The following is a 24,297-nucleotide window of genomic DNA, read 5'->3' as shown; positions in this document are numbered from 1 at the left end:
TCGGATGAAGAAAAAATGGGTGACGAAGAATTCGCAATAGGAAGATGAGGAATTTTTGTCCCAGATATGATATGATATTTGGGACAAAGGAGGATTGTAATGAGTTCCTATACAGAAAAAATTTCAGATAAGATAAATAGTTTGGAAACAAATAAGGTGTTTTTTGCCAATGACTTCTTGGATATTACATCTTATGATACAGCTAGAAAGACATTAAATAGGATGGTAAATGAAAGAAAGATTCAGCGTATCATTGATGGTTTTTATTACAATCCAAGATATAGTGAATTAATTGGAGAGTACGAAGCAGTATCAATTCACGAGTTAGCACTTGCTATAGCAAGAAAATACAATTGGAATATTGCACCATATAATAGCACAGCCTTAAACTTATTAGGACTATCCACACAAGTTCCAACTCACTATAAATATATATCTAGTGGAAGATACAAAGAATATAAAATTGGAGATAGCATTTTAGAATTTAAAAAAGTAAATCCAGGAGAAATTTCCAATATGTCCTTAAAGACGGCAACAGTTATTCAGGCAATTAGGTCTTTGGGCAAAGAAAATATAACTAACGAAGTTATACAAAAGATAAGAGAAAACTTAACTGAAAAAGAAAGAACAGACTTAATGAAAGAGTCGAAATCTGCTCCATCATGGATATATGGAGTAATAAGGAAAATTTTCGAGGCTAAAGATGAATAAGTTTTATATAGAAAACAAAGAAGATCTAAGGGTTTTAATAGTCAATACTGCAAGAAAGAAAAACATATCTGAAGCAATCATCGAAAAAGACTATTGGGTTACTTTTATCTTAGACTATTTATTTAATGAAAATAAATGGAAAGAATATTTTACCTTTAAAGGCGGCACATCACTTTCAAAGTGCTTTGGACTTATAGAAAGATTTTCTGAAGATATAGATTTAATCTTAGACTGGCGAGTATTAGGATATGAAGAAAAAGAACCATGGTTAGAAAGATCAAATCCATAACCTGATAGCCAATAGTTCACTTTTTTTAAATCTCTTCTGTAAAAAAGTATCATTGGAGATAGAAAGGTTATGATCAATTCTTAGCTTTTTGATTTGTTCCTTATAACATAAAGCAAGCTTTAATTCCATAAAATTACTCCTTAATATAAAAAGCCCTCTCCGTGGTTCGCATGTAGGAAATCTACATTAAGTGTGGAGAGGTTCTGTTGAATGAATTATAGCATAGAAAAATTAGATATCAATAGTACGCACTAAAGTAAAAAAACATGGAAGTGACACTATCGCAAAAGATGGAACATATAGATCTGGACGTTGGGTAAAAGAAGATGGTAAAACATAAGCTAGCATTGATAAAATACAAAAAGGAAAAGAAGTAGAAGTCATATGAAATAACATTAGGAGATTTACTCCATATGAACTTGATGCAGATGAGCTTTCAGATGGAGCAGTCCTTGATGGCGTAGATAGCCTAGAATTAATGAATATCCTAGCCTCTCTTCTTAATATTAAGTAGCGGTATTCAGAGGCTTTTTTTGTTACAATGAAACTGATTGTATTTAGGAGCTTGAGGGATTTCCTTTTCCTTAGCTATAGGGGAGATCATGCTAATTTAGCTCTCTGTTGCTTGCTAGTTATTTCAGCTTTTAAAGAGATAGACGAATAGTATGGAAATGAATATGAAAGAGACGAGGGATAGAGTTGGAAACAAAAGTAATGAAGGCCTTGCATGAGGTTATCCAGACTTTAGGGGACAAGTATTATGTAGGGGAGAAAATTAACAAGGCAAAAATCATTGAAGATTTAGATAGATACGAGGAAGATTTGGTACGAGCCTTGATGGCCAATGATATAGTCAAAAAACATTACACTAAAGTGATTGGGGACTATACCCTGATTGAAGTGAATAAGTTAATTGAAACCTTTGAAATGAATGAGTATTGGCTTGATTCCCATACCAAGTACTCTAAAAAAATTGGCTTAACAGTCAATGGCAGATTTTTAGATGAATCCACCGATGTGGTGCTTGATTTTCCTTATAAAGATACGGTGTTGAAAGCTGGTATGTCTAAAGAAGATGTCGAAAAAGATGATCTAAAACCTGACGAGCCTTTTTATAACGAAATCATCGCTGCGGAAGAAATTGATGTCATGTTGGATAAGAAGATCTTGGTTAATACTAAGCGCTATACAGCAGAGGGTGTTGAAGAAGCGATAGACTTTGATGCGGATAAAGATAATTTGATCTTAAAGGGGAATAATCTTCTGGGACTGCATACTTTGAAAGAGAAGTATGCGGGGAAGGTTAAGTTGATTTATATTGATCCACCTTATAATACTGGAAATGATTCTTTTAAATATAATGATAGTTTTAATCATTCAACTTGGTTAACATTCATGAAAAATAGACTAGAAATTGCTAGAGATCTTTTACTGCCTGAGGGATCAATATTTGTTCAGATAGACTCTTTTGAAGAATCTTACTTAAAAGTTTTAATGGATTTAGTATTTGGAGAGAATAATTTTAGAAATAAAGTTATATGGAAGCGTAGGGGTGGTAGCGCTAATCCAGCTAAACAACTTAATAATGTAGTTGATTATATTTTATGGTATGCAAAAGACGTAGATTTGATGGAATATGAACAAGTTTACTCTAAAGATGATGAAAATACTCAAAAATATATTAAGGAAAGATTTACTAATGTTGATGAATCTGGAAGAAAATTTATGAAATCTCCAATACAAAGTCCTAATTACAGACCAAATCTCATCTATGATTACAAGGGATATAAGACTCCAAAAAAGGGCTATTCAATTTCGAGAGAAATAATGGAACAATGGGATAGAGAAGGTAGGTTAGATTTTCCTGATTCAAAAGATAAAAATATAAATCGAAAAGTATTTTTAGATGAATATAAAGGTCAGCCTATTAATTCTTTATGGAATGATATATTTGTAATAAATCCAATGTCAACAGAAAGGATAGAGTTCGGTAGTGGCCAAAAGCCAGAAGCGTTAATTAAAAGAATTCTAGAAATGGTTACGGATGAAAACGACCTCATCCTAGATTTCTTCATGGGCTCCGCTACCACCCAAGCAGTTGCCATGAAGATGAATCGCCGATTCATTGGAATTGAACAGATGGATTATATTAACACAGTCTCAGTTCCTCGCCTTCAAAAGGTTATCGAAGGAGAACAAGGTGGCATTTCTAAGGATGTAGATTGGCAAGGTGGCGGCTCCTTCGTTTATGCAGAACTGATGGAAAAATCCCGCGGCTACATTGGAATGATTGAATCGGCTGAAGATACAACTGAATTAAATCAGATCTATCAAATGATGAAGGAAAATGTCTCTTTAGATTTCCGTGTGGATCTTGAAGCGGTGGAGCAGTTACTGGATGAAACCATCGGACTGGATGATAAGAAAAAGATCTTACTGAAAGTGATTGATAAGAACCAACTTTACTACAATTATTCTGAAATTGATGATGCCACTGTTCGTGATTTAATATCGGATTCTGATTATGCCTTCAACCAATCCTTCTATAAGGAGGATGATGAGCTTGGCTAAAAAGAAGACAGCAACAAAAGTGACCCTCAGCTTATTGGAAGCTTTGAAGAAATTCGACCAGTCCTACTTGGATAACGAATTCCTAGGCTATAAAACGCCTGCCTATATTGTCGATAACATGAAACACCGCTTCCGTGCCTATCAAAATGATGCAATGCGTTATTACCACTATGTTCGTCAGGCAAAAGCCTTTAAATATAGACAAAATAACCATGTCCTCTTTAATATGGCGACAGGGTCAGGGAAAACGGATTTAATGGCCGGCTTAGTCCTCTATCTTTACCATGAGCTAGGCTATCAACAATTTGTTTTTACCGTCAATACGACATCCGTCTTGAAAAAGACCATCGACAATTTGACCAATCCTTCTTCTAGCAAGTACCTCTACCAAGTCCCCCTAGAAATTGATGGGCAGAGGGTAAGGATAGAGCCGGTTAAACAATTTCCAGCCACCCCAAGGAAGAATGTGATCTATATCAAATTGGATACCATTCAAGGGATAGCTAGTGATTTATTCACACAAAAAGAAAATACCATGGGACTAAGTGAGTATAAGAAACATAAGACGGCTATTTTAGCGGATGAAGCCCACCACTATTCGGCATCTACGAAAGCGGAAAAGGAAGATGAAAAGTCTTGGGAGCGAACGATCGACTTAATTTTAAAGAGTCATGAGGACAACTGCCTCTTGGAATTTACGGCGACGATTGACTTAGATAACAAGCAGGTCTTTGACAAGTATCAAGATAAAGTCCTCTATCAATATGCCTTAGATAGGTATATCCGTGACGGCTACTCCAAAAATATTCGCAGGATTCAATCCTCCAATACGGATAGGGATAACATGATGAATGCCATCCTCCTAAGTGAATTTAGGCGGAGGTATGCTTTAGAGATGTATGGGATTCCCTTTAAGCCAGTGATTCTCTTTAAGTCTCCACGGGTGGCGGATTCCCTAGCGGCTGAAGAAAAATTCCATGAACTCATCGAGAATTTATCGGCTGATCAAGTGAGATCTTTTATCCAGATAAATAATAATGAGACAACGGAGGAGTTTTCGGAAACTCTCTCACGAACTTACAGCTATTACCTAAAAAATGAAGAAGAATTAGGGGAAATCGTTCGAGAGATGAAAAGGCAGTTTAGTCGGCAACGGGTGATCAATGCGAATACAACTAATTTGCTGGAAAATGACCAATATCAAGCCTTGAACACCCTTGAAAGCCCCTCGAATCTTTATCGAGTGGTCTTTGCGGTAGCAAAATTAACAGAGGGTTGGGATGTCCTTAATCTCTATGATATTGTGCGTATTTCTGATACACCATCCGCTAAAGGGACAAAGACTTCGACCAATTCGGAAGCCCAATTAATTGGTCGTGGGGCTAGGTATTATCCTTTCGTCTTAGAAGGGAAGAAATCCTATACCAGACGCTTTGAAGAAGCGAGTCGAGATAATCTTATCCTAGAAACTCTCCACTACCATACGATTAACGAGCCTCAGTACTTGAAAAACCTTGTGGCGTCACTTGATGCGATGGACTTACCGACAGGGGAAGATAAAAAGAACCCTCCGATAGCGATTAAAGTAAAGCCTTCTTTTAAAAAGACCAAGCTCTATCAAGAGGGGGCTATCTACTACAATCAAGTGGTGGAGGTGTCCGATGACTATTACGATAACTTGTCCAAATATGGGATCGATAACACCTCTGACATAACAATTGAGTGGAAACTAGCGACGAGAGAGTTGAATTATGCCGCTAAATCCTTGAATAAAGATTACGAAGAAGTGAGATTGCTAGCGATTGAAGTGGACGATCGCTTGATCTACAAGGCCTTGAACAAGAACAGTTTTTTCCATTTTGATCGCTTGAAACAATATCTGCCTTTACTTAAAACACGAGAAGAATTTTTAGGTGAAAAATGGTTGAATTTGTCTGCTCGAACCTTGCGAGCCACAGCGCCTAAGACTATCAGGAAAGAAGACCTCACACCAGAGGATCGGCTCGGTATTTTGTCGACCTATTTGCTAGAAGTGGAGAAAAAGATCCGTTCTGGCTACCGTAAAGCTATAGGGACGAATAAATTCGAAGGCTTTGCGATTAAAGAATATGTGGCTGACTACAATAAACGGGTACCGAACTATGATACGGGTAAAATGAAACTGATGGCTTCTGCGCCGCAACAAGTGAGACGGCAGACCTATGCTAACGAGGACTTCTTTGTCTATGATTCGGCTATTATTAACCAAACAGAAGCCCAGTTAGTGGATAGGATTAAAGAAAGAGTGCAAGAGCTTTTGGCAGTTTACGATCAAGTGTATTTGATTCGGATGGATGAAAATATGCATAGAGAATCAGCCAAGAATGAAAAATTGAAACTCTATCAATTTGACGCTCACCCACGAGAAGTCCACTATGAAGCCTTCCAACCAGATTTTATTTTGCTTTTAGCTAATGAAGATAGCTACCTGCAAATCTTCATCGAGCCTAAGGGAATCAATTTGCTGGAAAAAGATCAATGGAAAGAAGATTTACTCCTCTTTATCAACGAACAAGAAGGGGAGTTAGTCTTTGAAGACCAGATCAACGGGCTAAGGATTAAAGGGGTCAGATTCTATACGATGAATGATGGCCGTCATAGCCTGAAGCAACTTGGCGAAATCGCTCTTGGAAAAACTTTTGAGGGCTTAACTTATCAAGAAGAATTAAACTTTGACCAATAGGGGCTCCTAGAATAAAAAAATGGGGCTGGGACAAAAGTCATAAAAATGAAAAAAGTACGTCACTCTAAGCTTTGATAAGCTTGATTTGACGTACTTTTTTGTTGGAACTCACTCAATTAACAGACTTTTGTTTTGACTAAAGTTTATTGATAAAGAGCATCGACACGGTCTTGGCTGTCTTGGTCGTCTAAGAATTCGTCGTAAGTCGTTTGGAGACGGTCGACGATCCCTTTTGGACCTAAGACGATGAGACGGTTGGCAATGGTTTGGATGAACTCGTGGTCGTGAGAAGAGAAGAGGATCACGCCGGAGTAATTTTTCAAGCCGTCGTTTAAGGCGGTGATCGATTCCAAATCCAAGTGGTTGGTTGGGTCGTCTAGGATGAGGACATTCACTTTTTCCAACATCATTTTAGCCAGGTAGCAACGGACACGTTCTCCCCCAGAGAGGACTTTAACTTTTTTGTTCACATCTTCTCCTGAGAAGAGCATGCGCCCTAGGAATTGCCGTAAGAAGGTGTTATCTTGTTCTTCTTTTTCAGCGAATTGGCGTAACCAATCCAAGATGGTGAGATCTTCTTGTTGGAATTCCCGTCCTAGATCTTTAGGGAAGTAGGAATAGCTAGTGGTAACGCCCCATTTGTGGCTGCCGGATTCAGCTGCTTGCTTATCTGTGATAATGTCGAAGAATTGCGAGATGGTCTTATCATTTCGGCTAAGGAAGGCCACTTTATCTGTCTTGGATAATTGGAAGGAAACGTTGCTGAAAGAAATACCTTCTTCTCCCTGAGCGGATAGTTTTTCGACCATCAAGACGTCATTCCCAATGTCACGGTGAGGTTTAAAACCAACGAATGGGTAACGGCGGGAAGAAGGCTGTATATCGTCCAAGGTGATTTTTTCTAGGAGTTTCTTCCGGCTAGTGGCTTGTTTAGATTTAGAAGCATTGGCAGAGAAGCGCGCGATAAAGTTTTGGAGTTCTTTGACTTTTTCTTCTTTTTTGGCACGTTGGTCGGCGAGGAGTTTAGCGGCAAGTCGGCTAGATTCTAACCAGAAATCATAGTTCCCGACGAAGAGTTTGATTTTACCGTAGTCCACGTCACACATATGGGTGCAGACATTGTTTAAGAAGTGGCGGTCGTGGCTGACAACGATGACGGTGTTAGGGAAGTCCATGAGGAAGTTTTCTAACCAGTGGATAGCCCGTCCGTCCAAACCGTTAGTAGGTTCGTCCAATAAGAGGACATCAGGTGTACCAAATAGGGCTTGAGCCAAAAGGACTTTCACTTTTTCAGCTTCGTCTAAGTCACGCATGTAGAAATAATGTTGGGCTTCAGAAATTTCCAACCCTTCTAGTAACATGGCAGCATTGGCCTCAGCTTCCCAACCGTTTAATTCAGCAAAACGACCTTCTAATTCAGCGGCACGGATCCCATCTTCGTCAGAAAAATCTTCTTTCATGTAGATGGCATCTTTTTCTTGTTTAACGGCAAAAAGTTCTTTGTGACCCATCATGACCGTATCTAAAACAGTCATATCGTCGTAGGCATAGTGATCTTGTTCCAATACGGTTAGACGTTCGTTAGGGTCTAGTGTAACTGTCCCTGTAGTAGGTTCCAGAGCGCCGGAGAGGGTTTTGAGGAAAGTAGATTTACCTGCCCCATTAGCGCCGATAATTCCGTAGCAGTTACCGGGAGTGAATTTTAAATTCACTTCACTAAATAAGACGCGATCTGAGAATTGTACAGAAACATTATTAACTGATAACATAGGTCCTCCTTTTAACTTAGCGAGCTTATAAGATCGCTGATGGTAGTTCTTGTATTAGGCTTAATCAGCTCTTTATTCTTTAGGTGAAATAGGGGCTAAGATCTCTTTTAAAAGGCTTAGAGTCTAGCGCTTGTAGAAAAGCCTGATTCCAACGCTATAGAAACGACTAGTTGGAAGTGAAACTTAGCCGTCTAGAAGAGCTTCATCTGGCTCATTCTATCAAGAAAAGATAGATTTGAGAAGACTTATTATAGAAGATTCAGTTTTTTAGCTGCTTGATTAGAAAATGGTCTGCTTTAATGAGGGTAAAAACTTTTAAGAGGAGAGTGGCGAAAAAGCGCTTTTGTCTATTGACAATGTATTAATGACTTAATACAATGATACATGAAGAAGCGTAAAAGAACTTTCTTCAAATGATGACTCGACTGGTAAAGAATAATAGGAAACAGCTGAGTGTCATGACGTCAAGTTTAACTTTAGGAAAAAAGTGGGCTAGTGCATGCTGTAAAATTTAAGTCCAATAGGCAAAGGAAAGGGGGTTTTTACCTTGCAATTTGATCGTCGCTTACCAATATATCAACAGGGAGTAGAACGGATTCAAGAATTGATTGCTAGTCAAGAATGGCCGAGTGGGTCGACGGTGCCGTCAAGAAGAGAGTTGGCACAAGAGTTATCCATCAATCCTAATACGGCGCAACGGATTTATCGTGTCTTAGAGGACAAGGGCTGGATTATTACTGAAAGGAATGTCCCAAGTCGGGTGACGGAGGATGAAGAGAAAATCAAGGCCTTACGGAAGGAATTGAGTCAAACCGCCTTAAAAGACTTGGTAGATCGCTTGAAACGTTTAGGGAATAGCGTAGAGGATATTACCAATTATTTAAAGCAAGAAAGTCAAGATTTGGAAAAAGAAGCTAAAGAGTCAAACGGAGGTGGAAAGCATGTTAACCGTTGAAAATTTAACTGTTCGTTATGGGCGGAAAAAAGTCGTTGACCAAGTTTCTTTTTCGGTTCCTGAGAATAGTGTGACGGCTTTAATCGGTTTAAATGGGTCAGGAAAAACCTCCATCATGAATGCGATGGTAGGATTATTGAATAATGCTACGGGCAAGGTATTGGTTGATGGGGAAAGCTGGTCGGAAAAAAGTTTAGAAAAAGTTACCCTTGTTCCAGACCACTTAGCCATGGTGCCAGGGCAAAGAGTGGAAGAAGCCTTGGAGATGATGGATACTTTTTATAGTAACTACAATCCAGAACGGGCGGAAAGTTTGTTGGAATTTTTCAAGTTGAATAAAAAAGATGTGATCAGTCACTTGTCAAAAGGGAATCAAATGAAATTAAATATGCTCATGAGTTTGAGTTTAGATTTCCAATACCTCTTAATGGATGAGCCTTTTTCGGGTATTGATATTTTTTCAAAAGAGGAACTGCTCAATGTCTTTACCAGTGATATTCTTCAAGGACGTGGGGTTCTCTTAACGACTCATGCGATTGAAGAAGTGGAGCAATTAGCTGATCGGGTCATCTTGTTGAAAAATGGGAGTATTGTAAGGGCATTTGACGTAGAAGAAGTCAGAGAACAGGAAAATAAATCCATCACCGATGTCATGAGGGAGGTGTATCAAGGATGAATTTCTTCAAATGTTGGAACTTAGAATGGAAACGGCACCGACTTTTTATAGTGGCAAGCTATCTCGTCTATGCTGTAGTCAAGGCAGGCTTATTGGGGATGAACTATCGAGCTTGGAAAGGCTTTTTGGGGCATATGGCCGTCAGAGGAGCTGGAGCTATACCTTATAAGGGGATGACCATGATAGGCTTGGATTTGCTGATCATTGGCTTTGTTGGAGCTTTCTCCCTTTATATTTGGCTAGTGGATTGGTATGGGAAAGGTCACTTTGCGACAAGGTGGATGCTATTTCCTTTGAAACGATTTGATATGTATTTGGCCAAGTGGGCGACGAGTATCCTCTTTTTCTTGGGCTTTTTGATGATTGATCTAGGAGAAGTCTTGGTCTACTACCTGTGTTTAAAGGGGATTCTTCCTCACTATCAAGGCTATATTCTCCGCTTTTCTCAATTATTTGGCTTAAATGCTGGTGGAGTACAAGCAGGATCATTATTTTTACAAATCCAATGGCAAGTGACACTACTTTTATTCCTTTTGGCAAGTTTGTCGATTTTACTAGCCTTTGACCTACTTATTTTTGGGAAAAGTTTAAGACCTCTTGGGAAAATTATTTTAGGGCTCGGTCTTTTAGCGCTATGTTTAGTGCCTATTTTAGAACTAGTGCCAAACATTACCCTATTTCCGAAATTCCTGTCCTACGAGACGATACTGAAATTGATAGTAGCCAATGCTTTAGCGATCGTTTGTGGATCTTATCTTAGCAAACATCGTATAGCCATATAAGGAGGTGAAGAGGATGAATAGCAAGTATTTTAAACCGCTTGTTTGGATGGGCTTGGCCTTAGCGATTATCTTTGCTTTTATGGCATACGGGCAAGCTGAATTTAAACAATTGCCGACTTTCAAGATGACCGTCACAAAAGATAAGGAAAACTTGAAAAAAGATTTGGTCTTACAGGGGAATTTGGAATATGCAAAAGCTCTGCAAGAACAGGTGGCCTCTCAAGGAGACAGCTTCTATTTAAGCGCTGCGAGTGCTCCTATTTATAGTGAAGCTAAAGATTTCGACCTCCCTGTGAAAAAGATAATGACCATTTCACAAAAGGTACTCGATCTATTGAATAGACAAGAAAGAAAAACTTTTGATACGGCAGTGCAAAAATTTGATGGGCAAAATGAAACGGTCTACGCTTTTGACGGGCAATCCGGTGGGAAAGTGCTGCATGTGATTTTTTATAATCGTCTAAAAGATCAAGCGAGAAGAGAAAAGATCGACTTGGATAAACTGGGTCTGAAGATGATTTATCTGAGGAATGTTGTTCGTCATGGGTCTGATTATCATTTCTTAGTGGAAGCCAACCAGAAAAAAGATGGGGCAAGTTCACATTCTATGGACATTCAAGTGTCTCAAGATGGTAAAAAGATTACCACAAAGAGTTTGAACGTTTCGACCATAGATAATATTGTCAGTGGGGACACGCTACAATCTTTCAAGAAGGATGAAGAGCCATGGTTATTAGCCAATGATGCCGGTAAAGATGGGCAGGTCGTATGGCAATTAGTTCATTTGACAAATGGGCAAACTCTCCCGCTTCCTTTAGAAAGGGATTACTCCATGGGTCAGGCAGGGTCTACGCTCTTTTCTTTGAATGGGACGGATCAAGAATCTAAGCTTTTAGTTTGGACCTATCGTATCAGAAATGGGAAGGTAGAATTGCATCAAGTGAGGGAGAGAAACTATTCGCTAAAGAAATGGGCGTCCGTTTATGTGGACGGGGATCGCTTGGTCACCTTTAGCAAGGGGAAACAAGAGGGTAAAAACACGAAATGGACCTATCAACGTTTCGACTTATTAAGTGACCGTCTACTCACAGAAGTAAAAGTGGAAAGTCCAAACTTTACAAATCCGGCTTACGAGGATATCTATCTCTACTAGGCTGTAGAAGAAAGCGGAAGAAACACACAAGTGAAAGTCTAGTATATACAGATCAAAAAAAGCAAAGCGAGTACAAACGTTGTTAAATCAACATCTATACTCGCTTTTTTATTTTTTAAGTGTCAAAGTCAGAAAAGGGGATCTAACAATTTGCCTTAGATCGTCTCTTTGCTGGAAACTAGTCTATCTAAATTCCTCCCTTTTAGTATCGTGACGTAAGTTTAGAGTCAAAAAAACTGAATAATGAGGATAGAGTCCATATAATTGTGTAAAAAGAAAAAGGCCATTTAAGCCTAAACTGGTACAATGTTAATAGACAAAAAACAAAACAACCAGGAGGCAAAAATGACCCAACTACATTTTACCGTGGACCAAGTCGGTTCTTTTGATTTTGCTTAATAGTCTTAATATAAATAGTATAATATTATCAAGCAATTGAGGATAATCGTGATCAAATAAAAAATAAGTAGCTAAGTTAATAACTACTTACTAGAAAATCCTGAAATTGCAAATATGTCCTCAATTGGGACACTAGTAAATTTATCTTTATATTTATTTTTAATGGAGGAAATTGATGTGATTAAAGATTGGTAATCTTTTTCGGGAATAACTAGTTTAAGAACCAATATTAAATCATGTAAATTTTTACCGGTATAATTCTCATCAAAAAACTTTTCAAATATAGCGGTTTGACCAGCTTTATTCAAAGAGAAAGAATACATGACTTCATCATGGGCACAAACATTTCTGAAAAAATTAGAGATTTTAACTATGTCTATAAGCTCAGTTTTACTAATTTTTTCTTTAGACTGATAGCTCTCTTTATATCTTTTACCAAAATCTCTAGCAATTTTATTTTGAAGAGATTCATCTAGGGAATTATAAAAATAAGATATATTCCCTAAAGTAAGGAAATTTACAAGAACCCAAAGAGGAATATGGTCATGTTTTTTTATATAATGCTTAATAGGTTTCTTGCCATTTGAATTTTTATTTTCTTTACTTATGGCATTGGATAATGTCCCTATATTTTTCAAAACATAATTTAGTTGATGCTTTGATGCAGAATAATTTTCAATTTGTAAGTAAGGATATAGTCCATCTCTGTGTAGGTCTGAAAAATGATAGGCGCAGGATGTTTTTAGAAGTTTCTCAAAACGGAGCAGAGAAGAAAAAACCACTTCTTTTAATTCACGATCCATTTCATGAAGAGCATAAATTTCTTCAAAACTACTACCAGCTTTATATACATCTTCTACCTCATTAGAAGATGTATTATCTAAAAACGGAGTTTTATAGCCGTTGATAAGGTTATAATAATTAACTTGTGATAAAATAATCTTAGCATATTCTGGGTTATTAATGTATAAACCTCTATTTGAGAGTATTTCAATTTGTTCATCATAAGTTTTAAACGGTTTACTCATATACACACCTCATAAAAAAAGCCCCGCCACGTATGGCAAGGGCTTGTTCCTTAACTAAATAATAGCAGAATTATACTTAAAGTCAAGGATTGTAATAAATGAGTTGACACAGAATTGCGCTAAAATAGCCTTGCTATTTGTTTCTAATCTTTGTATAATGAGTGCCAAGCCATCTCCTATAAAAAGGAGAGGGAATTTCTTTAAAAGCAGATAAGGTCGGCAGGAGAGCCCCTTTCAAAGAGAGTCGGTGGCTGGTGGAAACCGATAAAGTCTCTCTAGAGCCTATCCCCTTTGAGCTACGGTTGTGAAAGCTAAGTAAGAACCGTCGTTGAAATGCGCGTTAAGCTAGTCGAGGAAATCTCAGTAGATTTCAAATTTGGGTGGTACCACGGTAGTCAGTCGTCCCTTTTGGGGAGGGCTATTTTTTTATCCCCAAATGAAGGAGATTGACTCTAATCCTCCCACTAAAAGCTGCAGGCATTGAATTTTAACTGTAGTCTTTTGACTAAAAGCTATAGTTATTGAACTGTAACTGCCAAATGCTGAACTGATCCCCAAAAAGGATAGTCGGAGAATATCTTTGTTTTAGCTAGCGAGAATAAAAAGAAATGATCCAAAAAGAAAAAAGAGGAGGAGAGCGATTCTATGAAAATGAAAGAAACATTGCAACTTGGTAAAACAAAATTCCCTATGCGTGGGAATTTGCCGGTTAAAGAGGTAGAACGGCAGGCAGAATGGGCAGAGCAAGAGGTAACGAAACGCCGCCTAAAACAAAATGAAGGGCATGACAGCTTCATCTTGCACGATGGGCCTCCATATGCGAATGGCGCCATCCACATGGGACATGCCTTGAACAAACTATCCAAGGATATCATTGTTCGTTCGAAACTCATGCAAGGTTATTATGCCCCATTTGTTCCTGGTTGGGACACGCACGGTCTACCTATTGAACAAGCCTTGAAAAACGCTGAAGGGGTCGACCGGAAAAAACTTTCTGTGGCGAAATTCCGGGAACTTTGCGAAGAATACGCTAAAAAACAAGTCGCAGGGCAAAAAGAAACCTTTAAACGCTTGGGGGTACAAGGGGAATGGGATCATCCTTACCTCACCCTCCATCATGAATACGAAGCAGCACAAATCCGTGTCTTTGGGAAGATGGCTGAAAAAGGCTATATCTACAAAGGATTGAAACCAATCTACTGGTCTCCATCTAGTGAATCGTCTCTTGCGGAAGCAGAAATCGAATATAAGGATGTGGAATCCGATACGATTTTTGTGGCTTTCAAAGTGAGAGATGGGAAGGATGTTCTTCCAGCTGATGCAGAATTTGTTATTTGGACCACAACGCCTTGGACTATCCCATCAAACTTAGGTATCTGTGCTAATGCAAACTTTAACTATGTCATTCTATCGGCTAAGGGTCGTAAATTAGTTGTAGCAGAAGAATTGGCAGCTAATTTGGCTCAAAAGATGGGCGTGACGGACTATGAATTATCTGAACCTTTCAAAGGGGAAAAATTAGAATATTTGACCGCTACTCACCCTCTATATGACCGTGAATCCTTGTTAATGCTAGGGGATCACGTTACCTTAGATGCCGGTACTGGTTTAGTCCACACAGCTCCTGGCCACGGGGAAGATGACTATTATGTATCCAAACAATATGGGATCGAGCCTCTTTCTCCAGTAGACAATGAAGGGAAATTCACTGCTGAAGCTCCTGGTTTTGAAGGGAAATTTTACGCTGATGTCAACAAAGAAGTGATTGAACTATTGCGTGAAAATGGTAGCTTATTAGCTCATGAAAAGATCGTCCACAGTTATCCACATGACTGGCGGACGAAGAAGCCGGTTATCTTCCGTGCAACTCCACAATGGTTTGCTTCTATTGATAAATTCCGTTCAGATATCTTGCAAGTGATTGATGAAGAAGTGAACTGGTTACATCCATCTGGTCAACGTCGTATTCACAATATGGTACGTGATCGTGGAGACTGGGTAATCTCCCGTCAACGGGTTTGGGGTGTACCTTTGCCAATTTTCTATGCTGAAAATGGGGAAGAAATCATCACGCCAGAAACAACTGAACATGTGGCTAATCTCTTTGCTGAACACGGGTCTAATATCTGGTTTGAAAAAGAGGCCAAAGAATTATTACCAGAAGGCTTTACTCACCCTGGTTCTCCAAATGGGAAATTTACAAAAGAAAATGACATCATGGACGTCTGGTTTGACTCTGGTTCTTCTTATGCAGGGGTCTTGGAAGAACGTGACAATCTCTCCTTCCCAGCTGATTTATACTTGGAAGGTTCTGACCAATATCGGGGTTGGTTCAACTCTAGCTTAACAACTTCTGTGGCGGTTCATGGTTGCGCTCCTTATAAGGCTGTTTTAAGCCAAGGTTTCGTTAATGATGGACAAGGTCGGAAGATGAGTAAGTCTGTGGGGAATGTGATCAGTCCAGATACCGTAATGAAACAAAGAGGGGCAGATATTATCCGTCTTTGGACTGCCCAAGTGGATTACACGGGTGACGTTCGGATCAGTGATGAAATTTTGGATCAAGTTGCTGAAGGCTACCGGAAGATCCGTAACACCTTCCGCTTTATGTTAGCCAACACGACTGACTTTGAACCAAGTCAAGACCGAGTAAAAGAAGCTGACTTGCGTCCAGTCGACCGTTATATGATGGCTCGTTTGCGTCAAGTGATTCGTGAGGTTACTGAAGCTTACAATGCCTATGAATTCTCCAATGTTTACAAGACGATCATGCAATTCGTTACGGCAGATTTGTCGCAATTCTATCTTGATTTTGCTAAAGATGTCGTTTATATCGAATTGGCTGATGGCTACAACCGTCGTTGCATGCAAACTGTTATTTATGACAGCTTAGTGGCCATGACGAAACTCTTAACCCCTATCTTAGTGCATACCTGTGAAGAAGTATGGAGCTATTTGAAGGAAGAAGAAGATTACGTTCAATTAGCCAACTTCCCACTTGTAGAAGAAGTAGAGGAAGATGAAAAAGTATTGGCTCAATGGCATGAATTTATGACCTTGCGTTTAGACTTGCTCAAATCCTTAGAACTTGCTCGTGATGCTAAGAAGATTGGGAAGAGCTTTGAAGCCAAATTGACGATCTATACAGACCAAGCAACAAAAGAAGTTTATGAAGCTTTATCAAGTGATTTGTCGCAAATCCTGATCGTCGCTGGTTTGGACATTACAACAGACAAAGCTAAAGACACAGCAGATGTTTATGAACGTCAATCAGTTGTGGTGGAACATGCCAAAGGGGAAGTTTGCGAACGTTGTCGGGCAACTCGTGAAGAAGTCGGAACTATCGAGGGTGCTCCTACACTGTGCCAACGTTGCTACGATATTGTTCACGAACACTATCCGGAAGCTTTAACGAATCCTGAAGCATAATTGGGATTGGATCCTAAAGGCACTCCATCTCAACTAGCTGATGTGTTGACGGATCCTTGTGAATAATGGGGATCTAAACAATTGAGAAGAAGTAATGGAACTATTTTGCCTTAGTTTGAAGTTGAAAGAAGCTTTAGAAAGATTAAAAGCTAAGTAATTTTTACTTCTTAGGCTAAAGAATATAGATAGCTAAAAAAGACATCAGGAGGGAAACTTCTTGGTGTCTTTTTATAGGGGCAGTTCTAAAAACTCTAGTTGCTGTCTAGAAGCAATCCATCACACGAAATAACAAGCAGTCTACGTGGCTATCGACATCTCTTACGATGTAGCTCACTATTAACCACTTTACAATGTGGCTCTCTATCGACGGTTTACACTGTAGCTCACTATAGACCGCTTACTAGACCGCTCACAGCTAATTCCCCCAATCGCTAAGATGTAGATGACTTCAACTATCCTTCGATCGATTAAGTGGATCGGCTGGGGGATATATTTCAGGGGGATCGAACGGATCAATTGAACAAGGTAGTTGAACGGCAAAAGGCATAGAAGCTATGAACTAGACTGAAAAATTTACTGATTTTTATCCCCCGTATGGTAAAATAAGGACTGTTCATGTTTGAAGAAATATATTAATGAAAAGAACGAGTGCAAGCGTACGATTCGAAGCCGAAAAAGTTGACGAGTGGCATAAAGTTAATTGCCGCTAGAGTGGAGGTGAGAAGATGGAGAAAAGTTTCAGGTTAACCCGAATTGAAGTGAATGGACTAGGGGCAGTTGGTCACGCTCGCTTGGATTTTCCGCTAGAACGATCTATTGTGGGGATAATGGGGCCAAATGGGACGGGGAAATCCACCTTCTTATCCGCTATTCGATTAACTTTAGCGCATTTAAAAGGCTTTGCTTTAGATGATTTCTTTCAAGCCCTTAAGGAGGGAGAAGAATCTGGAGAAATTCTCATTCGAGGCTTGCTCAGGTCAATCCCTTGGACCTTGCGTTTAGTGCTGACTTATGGGTCATTTCATGAAATTCGTGTGAAACACCAAGTCATCCATCCGAAAGGGATAACAGATAGCGAAGTTTTGGATGCTTTCGTCCATCAAGTCCTTGTTCTTTATTATACGGGCGAGGATGGGCTCTATATTGAAACAACAAGGGCAGAAGATTATCGTTATGCCATTAATTCACCGACGAATATTCGAGTCTTTAAGATGGATGGGGCGGTAATTTTAGCGCAAAAAGCTGACTGGCCCCTATTGAGACGGTTCGAAACTCAGATGAATCACGTTTTAAGCAGTTTGGCGGAAAATGCCAGTATTGAAATTGTCCGCTCGACAAAAGGCTACCAACTTCTGGTGAATCGTCCGGGCTTATCTCGCTTGTTTGATCGAGAGTCAGAAGGGATTAGGCATTTAATCATGAAATTAACCACTTTGATAGCAGTCTATAACCAAGAAGGGACTGTTGCCATTGTGGATCATTTAGATGATCAGTTGGATGAACTTATTTTCGGTCAATTGTTAGAAGTTATTGACAAAAAGGGGAAGGGGCAGTTGCTCTTTTCTTCACCTAGTTTAAGAGGGATGGAAATTCTATCGCCTGAACAAGTCTATATTTCCACTCATCAAGCGAGTGATCGTCTTAAGCAGCTAACTTTACCTTATGATGAATTGAATTTGCGGGATTATTATTTGCGTTTAGTGGCTTTAAGCGATTCGGATGGTGTGTATCATTCGAGAAGTGAAGTTTACGACATCAAAAAAGGGTTCGAGCGTGCGAGAGGATGAAACAGATATTATTATTTATTGTTCAAGATGCGGATGAGGAAGATCTTCTCTATCCCTTATTACGAGAGAAAAATGGTCAGTTCTTGATGCGATTTGCCTTGATGCGATCAGATCTCTTATCCAGACGATCAACAGTCGATCGAGCGAAAAGGACGATGGAACATTTTGTAAAAGAGTATATGGCCAACCACCACCTAAGAATGGACGATCTTTGCGGGGTAGTTCAACTGACATCTATTGAATCTATCTACCATCCGGAGCAATTGCTTCTAGTGAACCCGTCTATCTGCCAAAAGATGAGGCAAAGGATCGTTTACCAAGAGGAATACATCTACTTTGATCGACCAGAAGACTTAAAGAATTTTCAACGCTTAAGTCAACAGAAAAGAAAGGTGATCAAGGAGTTAATTCAGACGCCATATCTTTTTGAAGGGCTACCCTACCATCTCTACTATTTTTCTAGAAATTTGCCCCATGTCTTGGACTTAGTAGAAAGGGAAAGTCTGCAGGAAAGGTCAGAAGAAGATGGAGAAAAGTCGTATTGGGAAGAAGGGAAAGCTTCTGTAGATGGTGCTTTTACTTCTTTAAAACTGGAGAATTTTAACGAAGCGCTAGCCTTTTTTACGAAAACTGGTTTATGCCCCGAGAGGAATTATCAGGCTTCTTGGAAAATGTTAGAAGAAAGGGAGACTCATTTATTACCTTTGAGCAATTTTGGACAAATTTTAGTAGAAATTGATCAATTTACACAAGATTAAGTTGACAAAGAGTACAAAGAGAATGAAAAATAAGTAAAGAAACGAGTTAAAGTAGAAAAGGAATGTCAGTTGAACATTAAGATGTAGTTAAGACTTTTAAAAATGACTAGGATAGCAAGGTAAATATGAGATAATGAAGTTTGATATTCAAGAAGGTGAGGAGAAAATAAATGAGCGAACGCTACCCAAAAGGCCATCTGCCAAGTCGGTCTACAACACATGGGAAGAGTCGAAAAAGTAAAGAAAAGCATACGGATAGCCGTTATGGTGAGCCCATTACACGTAAACTAAAGAGACGGAAAGGGAAAAAGTGGATGGGGTGGCTTGTACTTGCTCTTTCTATGTTAATGGTTCTGCTCTTTTCTTTAGGCTTTAAGGCCTACAATAGCATTAAAAAGACCCAGCAACAGATTGATATAACGCAAATTAGAAGCCAAGCCTTGAATGTCAAAAAATCCCAACCCTTTACCGTCTTGATTTTAGGGGTGGATAATGGGGTACAAGGGCGCTTGTCCGATGGTGGTCGGAGCGATACGATGATTTTAGCCACTGTGAATCCTAAACAAGGGCGAACCTCTCTCTTATCTATTCCACGAGATAGCTATACAGAAATTGTTGGCTATGGCACTCAAGATAAGATCAATCATGCCTATGCTTTTGGTGGAGCTAAAATGTCTGTTGAGACCGTTCAAAAAATGTTGAACGTGCCAATTGATTATTATCTAGAAGTCAATATGCAAGGCTTGAAAGATGTGGTTAATGCGGCTGGTGGAGTAGATGTCGTGAGTCCATTGACCTTCGAATATGATGGCGCAAAATTCAAAAAGAACAAACGACAACATTTAGAGGGATGGGAAGCTTTAGCCTTCACTCGGATGAGAAAAGAAGATCCTAGAGGGGATTTTGGCCGTCAAGAACGGCAACGTTTGGTGATTGAAGCCTTAGTAAAAAAATTAAAGCATGTAAGTTCAGTAACTAGGATTAGCAAGTTTTTGGACGTGTTAGGAAAGAATTTCCGAACCAACTTATCTGTTGCTGATCTCTTGAATATTCAGAAGAACTATCAAGCTGCCGTGAAGAAATTTAGAACTTGGAGCATAGAAGGTAGAGAAATGTGGTTAAATGACATCTTCTATTGCTATATTGAACCAAAGGAATTATTGAAATTCTCTAACCGCATTCGTCGTGAATTGTATATGGAAGAAATTACCCTAGCGGATTTAAATAAAATCGAAGTGGATAAGAGCAATGTAGGGGCTAAGGTTGACGTTTACCAACAAAATCAAAATGATGCTCAATCTGTTGCGCCAGAAGTGCCTAGAGCTAGTTATCAGCAGGCGACTCCTCCTAAAACGAGTCCGTCCAATCAAGGTAACTCATCCAATCAATCTAGCTCATCCAATCAAGGGCAAATGCCTCCTGAAGGCGAAAGTCCTACTGAAGGGGATAAGCCAAACGAAGGGAGTGCTCCAGCTGATAGCGGGAGAGGAAGTGAGCCTTCAGAAGCTTCTTCACCAGATGGAGGAAATGCTGGGGAATAGACTGATGAAGTCTGTGTATGAAAAGAAAAAGTGATAATAGAGGTGAGCTGAAGGGATGAGAAAGAAAGACCAAGAAACGATAGGACGAACAGAAAAGTATCGTCAAAAGGAACGTCGAAAGAAAAGAAGAACTTGGCGTTTGATTTTCTTGTCTTTGATAGGGATCATTTGTATTTTGGGGATTCGTCTCTATGGGGATGTCGGTTCTGCTTATAGTGCGATCTACCAACGAATCAATAAAAATGATTACCGGCAAGGATCTGTCAATTTATCCCAAGGTCAGCCAGTCTCTATTCTTTTAATGGGCTTGGATAATGGTTATGGGGATGTTCGTTCCAAGGAAGAACCGGCTCGCAGTGATACCATGATGGTGATGACGATTAACCCGCAAAAAGGCAAATCAGAGATCGTGAGTATCCCTAGAGATATCTATACCAAAATTGTAGGCCATGGAAGTTATGAAAAATTGAATCACTCCTATGCTTATGGCCAAGCGGAGATGACTGTCAATTCGGTTCAACATTTATTGGGAGTGCCGATTGATTATTTTGTGGCGGTGAATATGGATGGCTTGAAGCAAATTGTTGATGCGGTTGGAGGAGTGGATATTGTAAGTCCTTTGACCTTTGAATTCGATGATATGCCTTTTGAAAAAGGGAAAAAAGTCCATATGGATGGGATGCATGCCTTGGCTTTTGCGAGAATGCGTCATGAAGATCCAAAGGGAGATATTGGCCGACAAGAAAGGCAACAGATTGTTGTTCAGGCTATCTTGAAAAAAGCAAAAAATATAGACGTGTTGAAAAACTATCGTCAGATTTTAAAGACCTTGAAAAAGAATGTTCGAACGGATCTGAGTTTATCAGAACTAGTTGATTTAGAAGCCCGCTATATGACGGCAGTAAAGAATCCACGCCGTTTGCATATGGTAGTTCACTCGATGACAGTAGATGAATTAGACTGTCTCTATATCTCTAAACCTTCTCTATTGGATATTAGTAATGCCTTGAGGAGAAATTTAGGCTTAAAGGAACTGAGCTTAGAGGACATGAACACGGTCTATGCGCCTAGTATGAGCGAATATTATGATAAACCTGAAACAAATGAAGCGGAGGAACTTCCTCCTATGGGTTATCAAAGCGATGACAATGGAAACTTGATACGGATCTATTAGTGAATGGATAGAAGACAAGTGAGCTTTAAAGGGAGAATGTCGTAGGACATCTCCCTTTCGTTAGGAAAGACAAGTAGCAGAAGGGAAGAGAACGATTGAGAATAAAAGCTTTAAATTTAGCGGATGCCTATATCATTGAAATGCCTGTATATGGGGATAACCGTGGATTTTTTACGGAATCCTATAACCGCAAAAGTTTTGAGGAGCTAGGCTTGTCATTTGATTTTGTACAAGATAATCATAGCCGTTCTTGTCAAGCGGGAGTTTTACGGGGCCTACATTTTCAAAAGGGAGACTATGCCCAAACGAAACTCTTGCGAGTGACGAAAGGGGCAATTTACGATGTTATCGTGGATTTGCGAGCTAGTTCGAAGACTTTTGGGCAATGGCAAGGGGTTATTTTAAGTGAAAGCAACCATCGCCAACTTTTAGTGCCAAAAGGATTTGCGCATGGTTTTGTCACTTTGGTAGATGATGTGGATGTTCAGTACAAAGTAGATGCTTTTTATCATCCAGAAGCCGATAGCGGCATTGCTTTTGATAGCCAAGAGTTAGGGATTGACTGGCCGGTAGATATGGATCGAGTGATTTTATCTGAAAAAGATAAACAGCACGAGCCTTTCGATCCAAAGAAACATTATTTTGATTAAGTCAGGAAAGGCTTGGGCGAGGAGGAAATAAGAGATGACCGTATTAATCACGGGGGGAGCGGGCTTCATTGGAAGTAACTTTGTCCACTATTATTTAGCGGAACACCCTGAAGAAGAAATAGTGAATTTAGATGCCTTAACCTATGCAGGTAATGAGGCTAATTTAAAGGATATTGCTGATCAGAAAAACTATCATTTTGTGAAGGGTTCTATTGCAGATAGCGACTTGGTAGATGAATTATTTAAGCAATACCAATTTGATATAGTGGTGAATTTTGCGGCAGAATCTCATGTTGACCGCTCTATCCTGAATCCAGAAATTTTTGTAGAAACCAATGTCTTGGGGACGACGACGCTCTTAAATGCTTCGAAAAAGTATGGAGTTAAACGGTATTTACAAGTCTCTACAGATGAAGTTTATGGGAGCTTAAAAGAAGAGGGTTACTTTACAGAAAAGACGGCTCTAGCGCCAAACAGTCCTTATTCCGCTAGTAAGGCTAGTGCAGATTTACTGGTCATGGCTTACCACCGAACCTTTGGCCTTCCGGTGAATATTACCCGTTGTTCCAATAATTATGGACCTTACCAATTCCCTGAAAAATTGATTCCTCTCATGATAGGGCAGGTGATGGATGGTTTAGAATTGCCTGTTTATGGGACAGGGAAAAATGTCCGAGATTGGTTGCATGTGTTAGACCACTGCCGAGCTATTGACCTTGTTTTAAGGAAAGGGCGGGTAGGCGAAATTTATAATGTTGGGGGTCACAATGAGCGGAGCAATAATCAAATTGTTGAAACGATTGTGAAGCAAATGAACTATAGTAAAGACAAGATCACCTATGTTAAAGATCGTTTAGGTCACGATTTCCGCTATGCGATTGACCCTACTAAACTTGTTGAAGAATTAGGCTTTAAACCTCTCTATACTTTTGACACAGGGATCAAAGAAACGATCAATTGGTATCTAGAAAATGAAGACTGGTGGCGACCTCTGCAAAAAAGAGCTAAGCTAAAACGACTGGAGGATAAGTCATGAGCCAAACTTTAGTGATTGGTGCAGATGGCCAATTAGGGCAAGAACTGGTAGCTTTGCTGAAAGAAAAGGGAATGGATTTTTATGAAACGACTCGAAAAGACTTGGATATCACCGATTCAAAAGCCGTACAAGCTATCTTTTACCATCTAAAACCAAAAGTCGTCTACCTCTGTGCAGCCTATACCGCAGTGGATGAAGCAGAAGGCAAAGGGAAAAAACTCAATTGGCAAGTCAATGTGGAGGGGACGGAAAATGTCGCCCGAGCTGCCAGTAAATATGGAGCTACTCTAATCTTTTTAAGTACCGACTATATTTTTAATGCTAAGGATGACAGTCCTTTAGCAGTAGATGAAAAAGAAGAGCCGATTAATGCTTATGGCCTAGCAAAGGCTGAAGCAGAAAGACGGATCCGAGAAATTTGTCAGGCCTATTATATTGTGAGGACATCTTGGGTTATTGGCGTTTATGGGCACAATTTCTTGAAAACCATGTGTCGATTAGCTAAGACCAACCAGCAATTGACGGTTGTAGATGATCAAAGAGGACGACCAACTTGGACGAAAACTTTGGGACGCTTTTTGATTTATTTACAAGAAAGTGGCGCAGACTATGGCACCTATCATTTAGCGAATGAAGGCTCTTGTTCTTGGTATGAATTGGCATCTTATATCTTAAAAGATCAAGCAATTGAAGTTGTACCAGTGACAAGTGAAGCTTATAAAAGGCCAGCTAAACGACCAGCTTATTCGATTTTAGATTTGAGCAAGACAAAAGCTTTGGGCTTTAAAATAGAAACTTGGCAAGAAGCGGTAGATCTCATATTAAAGGATTTATCGACTAGAGACTGATGTCTTGACTCATGAATAG

The 24,297-nt window shown here is 39.4% G+C and carries 16 protein-coding genes, 2 pseudogenes and 1 other annotated feature; of the genes and pseudogenes, 15 read left to right on the top strand and 3 right to left on the bottom strand.

Annotated features, from left to right (window positions below):
* The first annotated feature begins 99 nt into the window (after window positions 1–99).
* The 4 genes and pseudogenes from D3H64_RS03405 (at window position 100) to D3H64_RS03390 (ending at window position 6,293) form a co-directional block, all read left to right on the top strand.
* Window positions 100–711, top strand: a complete 612-nt coding sequence (locus D3H64_RS03405) for a DUF6088 family protein (protein ID WP_121564808.1) — start codon at window positions 100–102, stop codon at window positions 709–711.
* A pseudogene (locus D3H64_RS03400) lies at window positions 704–994 on the top strand (nucleotidyl transferase AbiEii/AbiGii toxin family protein); the annotation flags it as partial. The gene D3H64_RS03405 and the pseudogene D3H64_RS03400, both read left to right, overlap by 8 nt.
* A gap of 705 nt (window positions 995–1,699) precedes the next feature.
* Complete coding sequence (locus tag D3H64_RS03395; RefSeq protein WP_121564806.1) at window positions 1,700–3,571, top strand: site-specific DNA-methyltransferase; 1,872 nt, start codon at window positions 1,700–1,702, stop codon at window positions 3,569–3,571.
* Window positions 3,555–6,293, top strand: coding sequence for a DEAD/DEAH box helicase family protein (locus D3H64_RS03390; RefSeq protein WP_121564804.1), 2,739 nt, complete (start codon window positions 3,555–3,557; stop codon window positions 6,291–6,293). The genes D3H64_RS03395 and D3H64_RS03390 overlap by 17 nt, the downstream gene beginning before the upstream one ends.
* A gap of 143 nt (window positions 6,294–6,436) precedes the next feature.
* On the opposite strand, the gene D3H64_RS03385 is transcribed toward D3H64_RS03390, so the two are convergent.
* Window positions 6,437–8,062, bottom strand: a complete 1,626-nt coding sequence (locus D3H64_RS03385) for an ABC-F family ATP-binding cassette domain-containing protein (protein ID WP_121564802.1) — start codon at window positions 8,060–8,062, stop codon at window positions 6,437–6,439.
* A 547-nt stretch (window positions 8,063–8,609) separates the two neighbouring features.
* Here D3H64_RS03385 and D3H64_RS03380 point away from each other — a divergent pair.
* Genes D3H64_RS03380 through D3H64_RS03370 form a run of 3 tightly spaced genes read left to right on the top strand, consistent with a single transcriptional unit; the run spans window position 8,610 to window position 10,475 of the window.
* The gene (locus tag D3H64_RS03380) at window positions 8,610–9,017 is read left to right on the top strand and encodes a GntR family transcriptional regulator (protein WP_158589212.1); all 408 of its coding nucleotides are present in this window, start codon (window positions 8,610–8,612) and stop codon (window positions 9,015–9,017) included.
* Entirely contained in the window at window positions 9,004–9,693 is a 690-nt protein-coding gene (locus D3H64_RS03375; RefSeq protein WP_121564798.1) for an ABC transporter ATP-binding protein, read from the top strand. The genes D3H64_RS03380 and D3H64_RS03375 overlap by 14 nt, the downstream gene beginning before the upstream one ends.
* Window positions 9,690–10,475 (top strand): hypothetical protein, encoded by a 786-nt coding sequence (locus D3H64_RS03370; protein WP_121564796.1) that lies wholly within the window; start codon window positions 9,690–9,692, stop codon window positions 10,473–10,475. Before D3H64_RS03375 ends, D3H64_RS03370 begins: the two co-directional genes overlap by 4 nt.
* On the opposite strand, the pseudogene D3H64_RS10565 reads toward D3H64_RS03370, so the two are convergent.
* Both D3H64_RS10565 and D3H64_RS03355 read right to left on the bottom strand, forming a co-directional pair.
* A pseudogene (locus D3H64_RS10565) lies at window positions 10,425–10,673 on the bottom strand (hypothetical protein); the annotation flags it as partial. The gene D3H64_RS03370 and the pseudogene D3H64_RS10565 overlap by 51 nt on opposite strands.
* Before the next feature lie 1,437 nt (window positions 10,674–12,110).
* Window positions 12,111–13,055: an Abi family protein gene (locus D3H64_RS03355; protein WP_121564792.1), complete on the bottom strand. Its 945-nt coding sequence runs from the start codon at window positions 13,053–13,055 to the stop codon at window positions 12,111–12,113.
* A gap of 200 nt (window positions 13,056–13,255) precedes the next feature.
* Window positions 13,256–13,465, top strand: a binding site (T-box leader).
* Window positions 13,466–13,700: 235 nt separating this feature from the next.
* On the opposite strand from D3H64_RS03355, the gene ileS reads away from it, so the two are divergent.
* The 8 genes from ileS to rfbD all read left to right on the top strand — a co-directional run bounded on the left by ileS (window position 13,701) and on the right by rfbD (window position 24,278).
* On the top strand, window positions 13,701–16,484 hold the full coding sequence (ileS, locus tag D3H64_RS03350) for an isoleucine--tRNA ligase (protein WP_121564790.1): 2,784 nt from the start codon (window positions 13,701–13,703) through the stop codon (window positions 16,482–16,484).
* 725 nt (window positions 16,485–17,209) lie between these two features.
* Entirely contained in the window at window positions 17,210–18,271 is a 1,062-nt protein-coding gene (locus tag D3H64_RS03345) for an AAA family ATPase (protein WP_121564788.1), read from the top strand.
* Window positions 18,268–19,029: a hypothetical protein gene (locus tag D3H64_RS03340; RefSeq protein ID WP_121564786.1), complete on the top strand. Its 762-nt coding sequence runs from the start codon at window positions 18,268–18,270 to the stop codon at window positions 19,027–19,029. The genes D3H64_RS03345 and D3H64_RS03340 overlap by 4 nt, the downstream gene beginning before the upstream one ends.
* Window positions 19,030–19,199: 170 nt before the next feature.
* Window positions 19,200–20,570, top strand: a complete 1,371-nt coding sequence (locus D3H64_RS03335) for an LCP family protein (protein WP_121564784.1) — start codon at window positions 19,200–19,202, stop codon at window positions 20,568–20,570.
* A 55-nt stretch (window positions 20,571–20,625) separates the two neighbouring features.
* The gene (locus D3H64_RS03330) at window positions 20,626–21,744 is read left to right on the top strand and encodes an LCP family protein (RefSeq protein WP_121564782.1); all 1,119 of its coding nucleotides are present in this window, start codon (window positions 20,626–20,628) and stop codon (window positions 21,742–21,744) included.
* Window positions 21,745–21,845: 101 nt separating this feature from the next.
* Entirely contained in the window at window positions 21,846–22,394 is a 549-nt protein-coding gene (gene rfbC / locus D3H64_RS03325; RefSeq protein ID WP_121564884.1) for a dTDP-4-dehydrorhamnose 3,5-epimerase, read from the top strand.
* 34 nt (window positions 22,395–22,428) lie between these two features.
* Complete coding sequence (rfbB, locus tag D3H64_RS03320; protein ID WP_121564780.1) at window positions 22,429–23,430, top strand: dTDP-glucose 4,6-dehydratase; 1,002 nt, start codon at window positions 22,429–22,431, stop codon at window positions 23,428–23,430.
* Window positions 23,427–24,278, top strand: a complete 852-nt coding sequence (gene rfbD / locus D3H64_RS03315; protein WP_121564778.1) for a dTDP-4-dehydrorhamnose reductase — start codon at window positions 23,427–23,429, stop codon at window positions 24,276–24,278. The genes rfbB and rfbD overlap by 4 nt, the downstream gene beginning before the upstream one ends.
* Window positions 24,279–24,297: the final 19 nt, after the last annotated feature.

This window comes from Atopobacter sp. AH10 (assembly GCF_003664595.1).
GTDB lineage: Bacteria > Bacillota > Bacilli > Lactobacillales > Aerococcaceae > Atopobacter.
The sequence above is the reverse complement of the archived record's forward strand: the minus strand, read 5'-3'. Positions and strand labels throughout refer to the sequence as shown.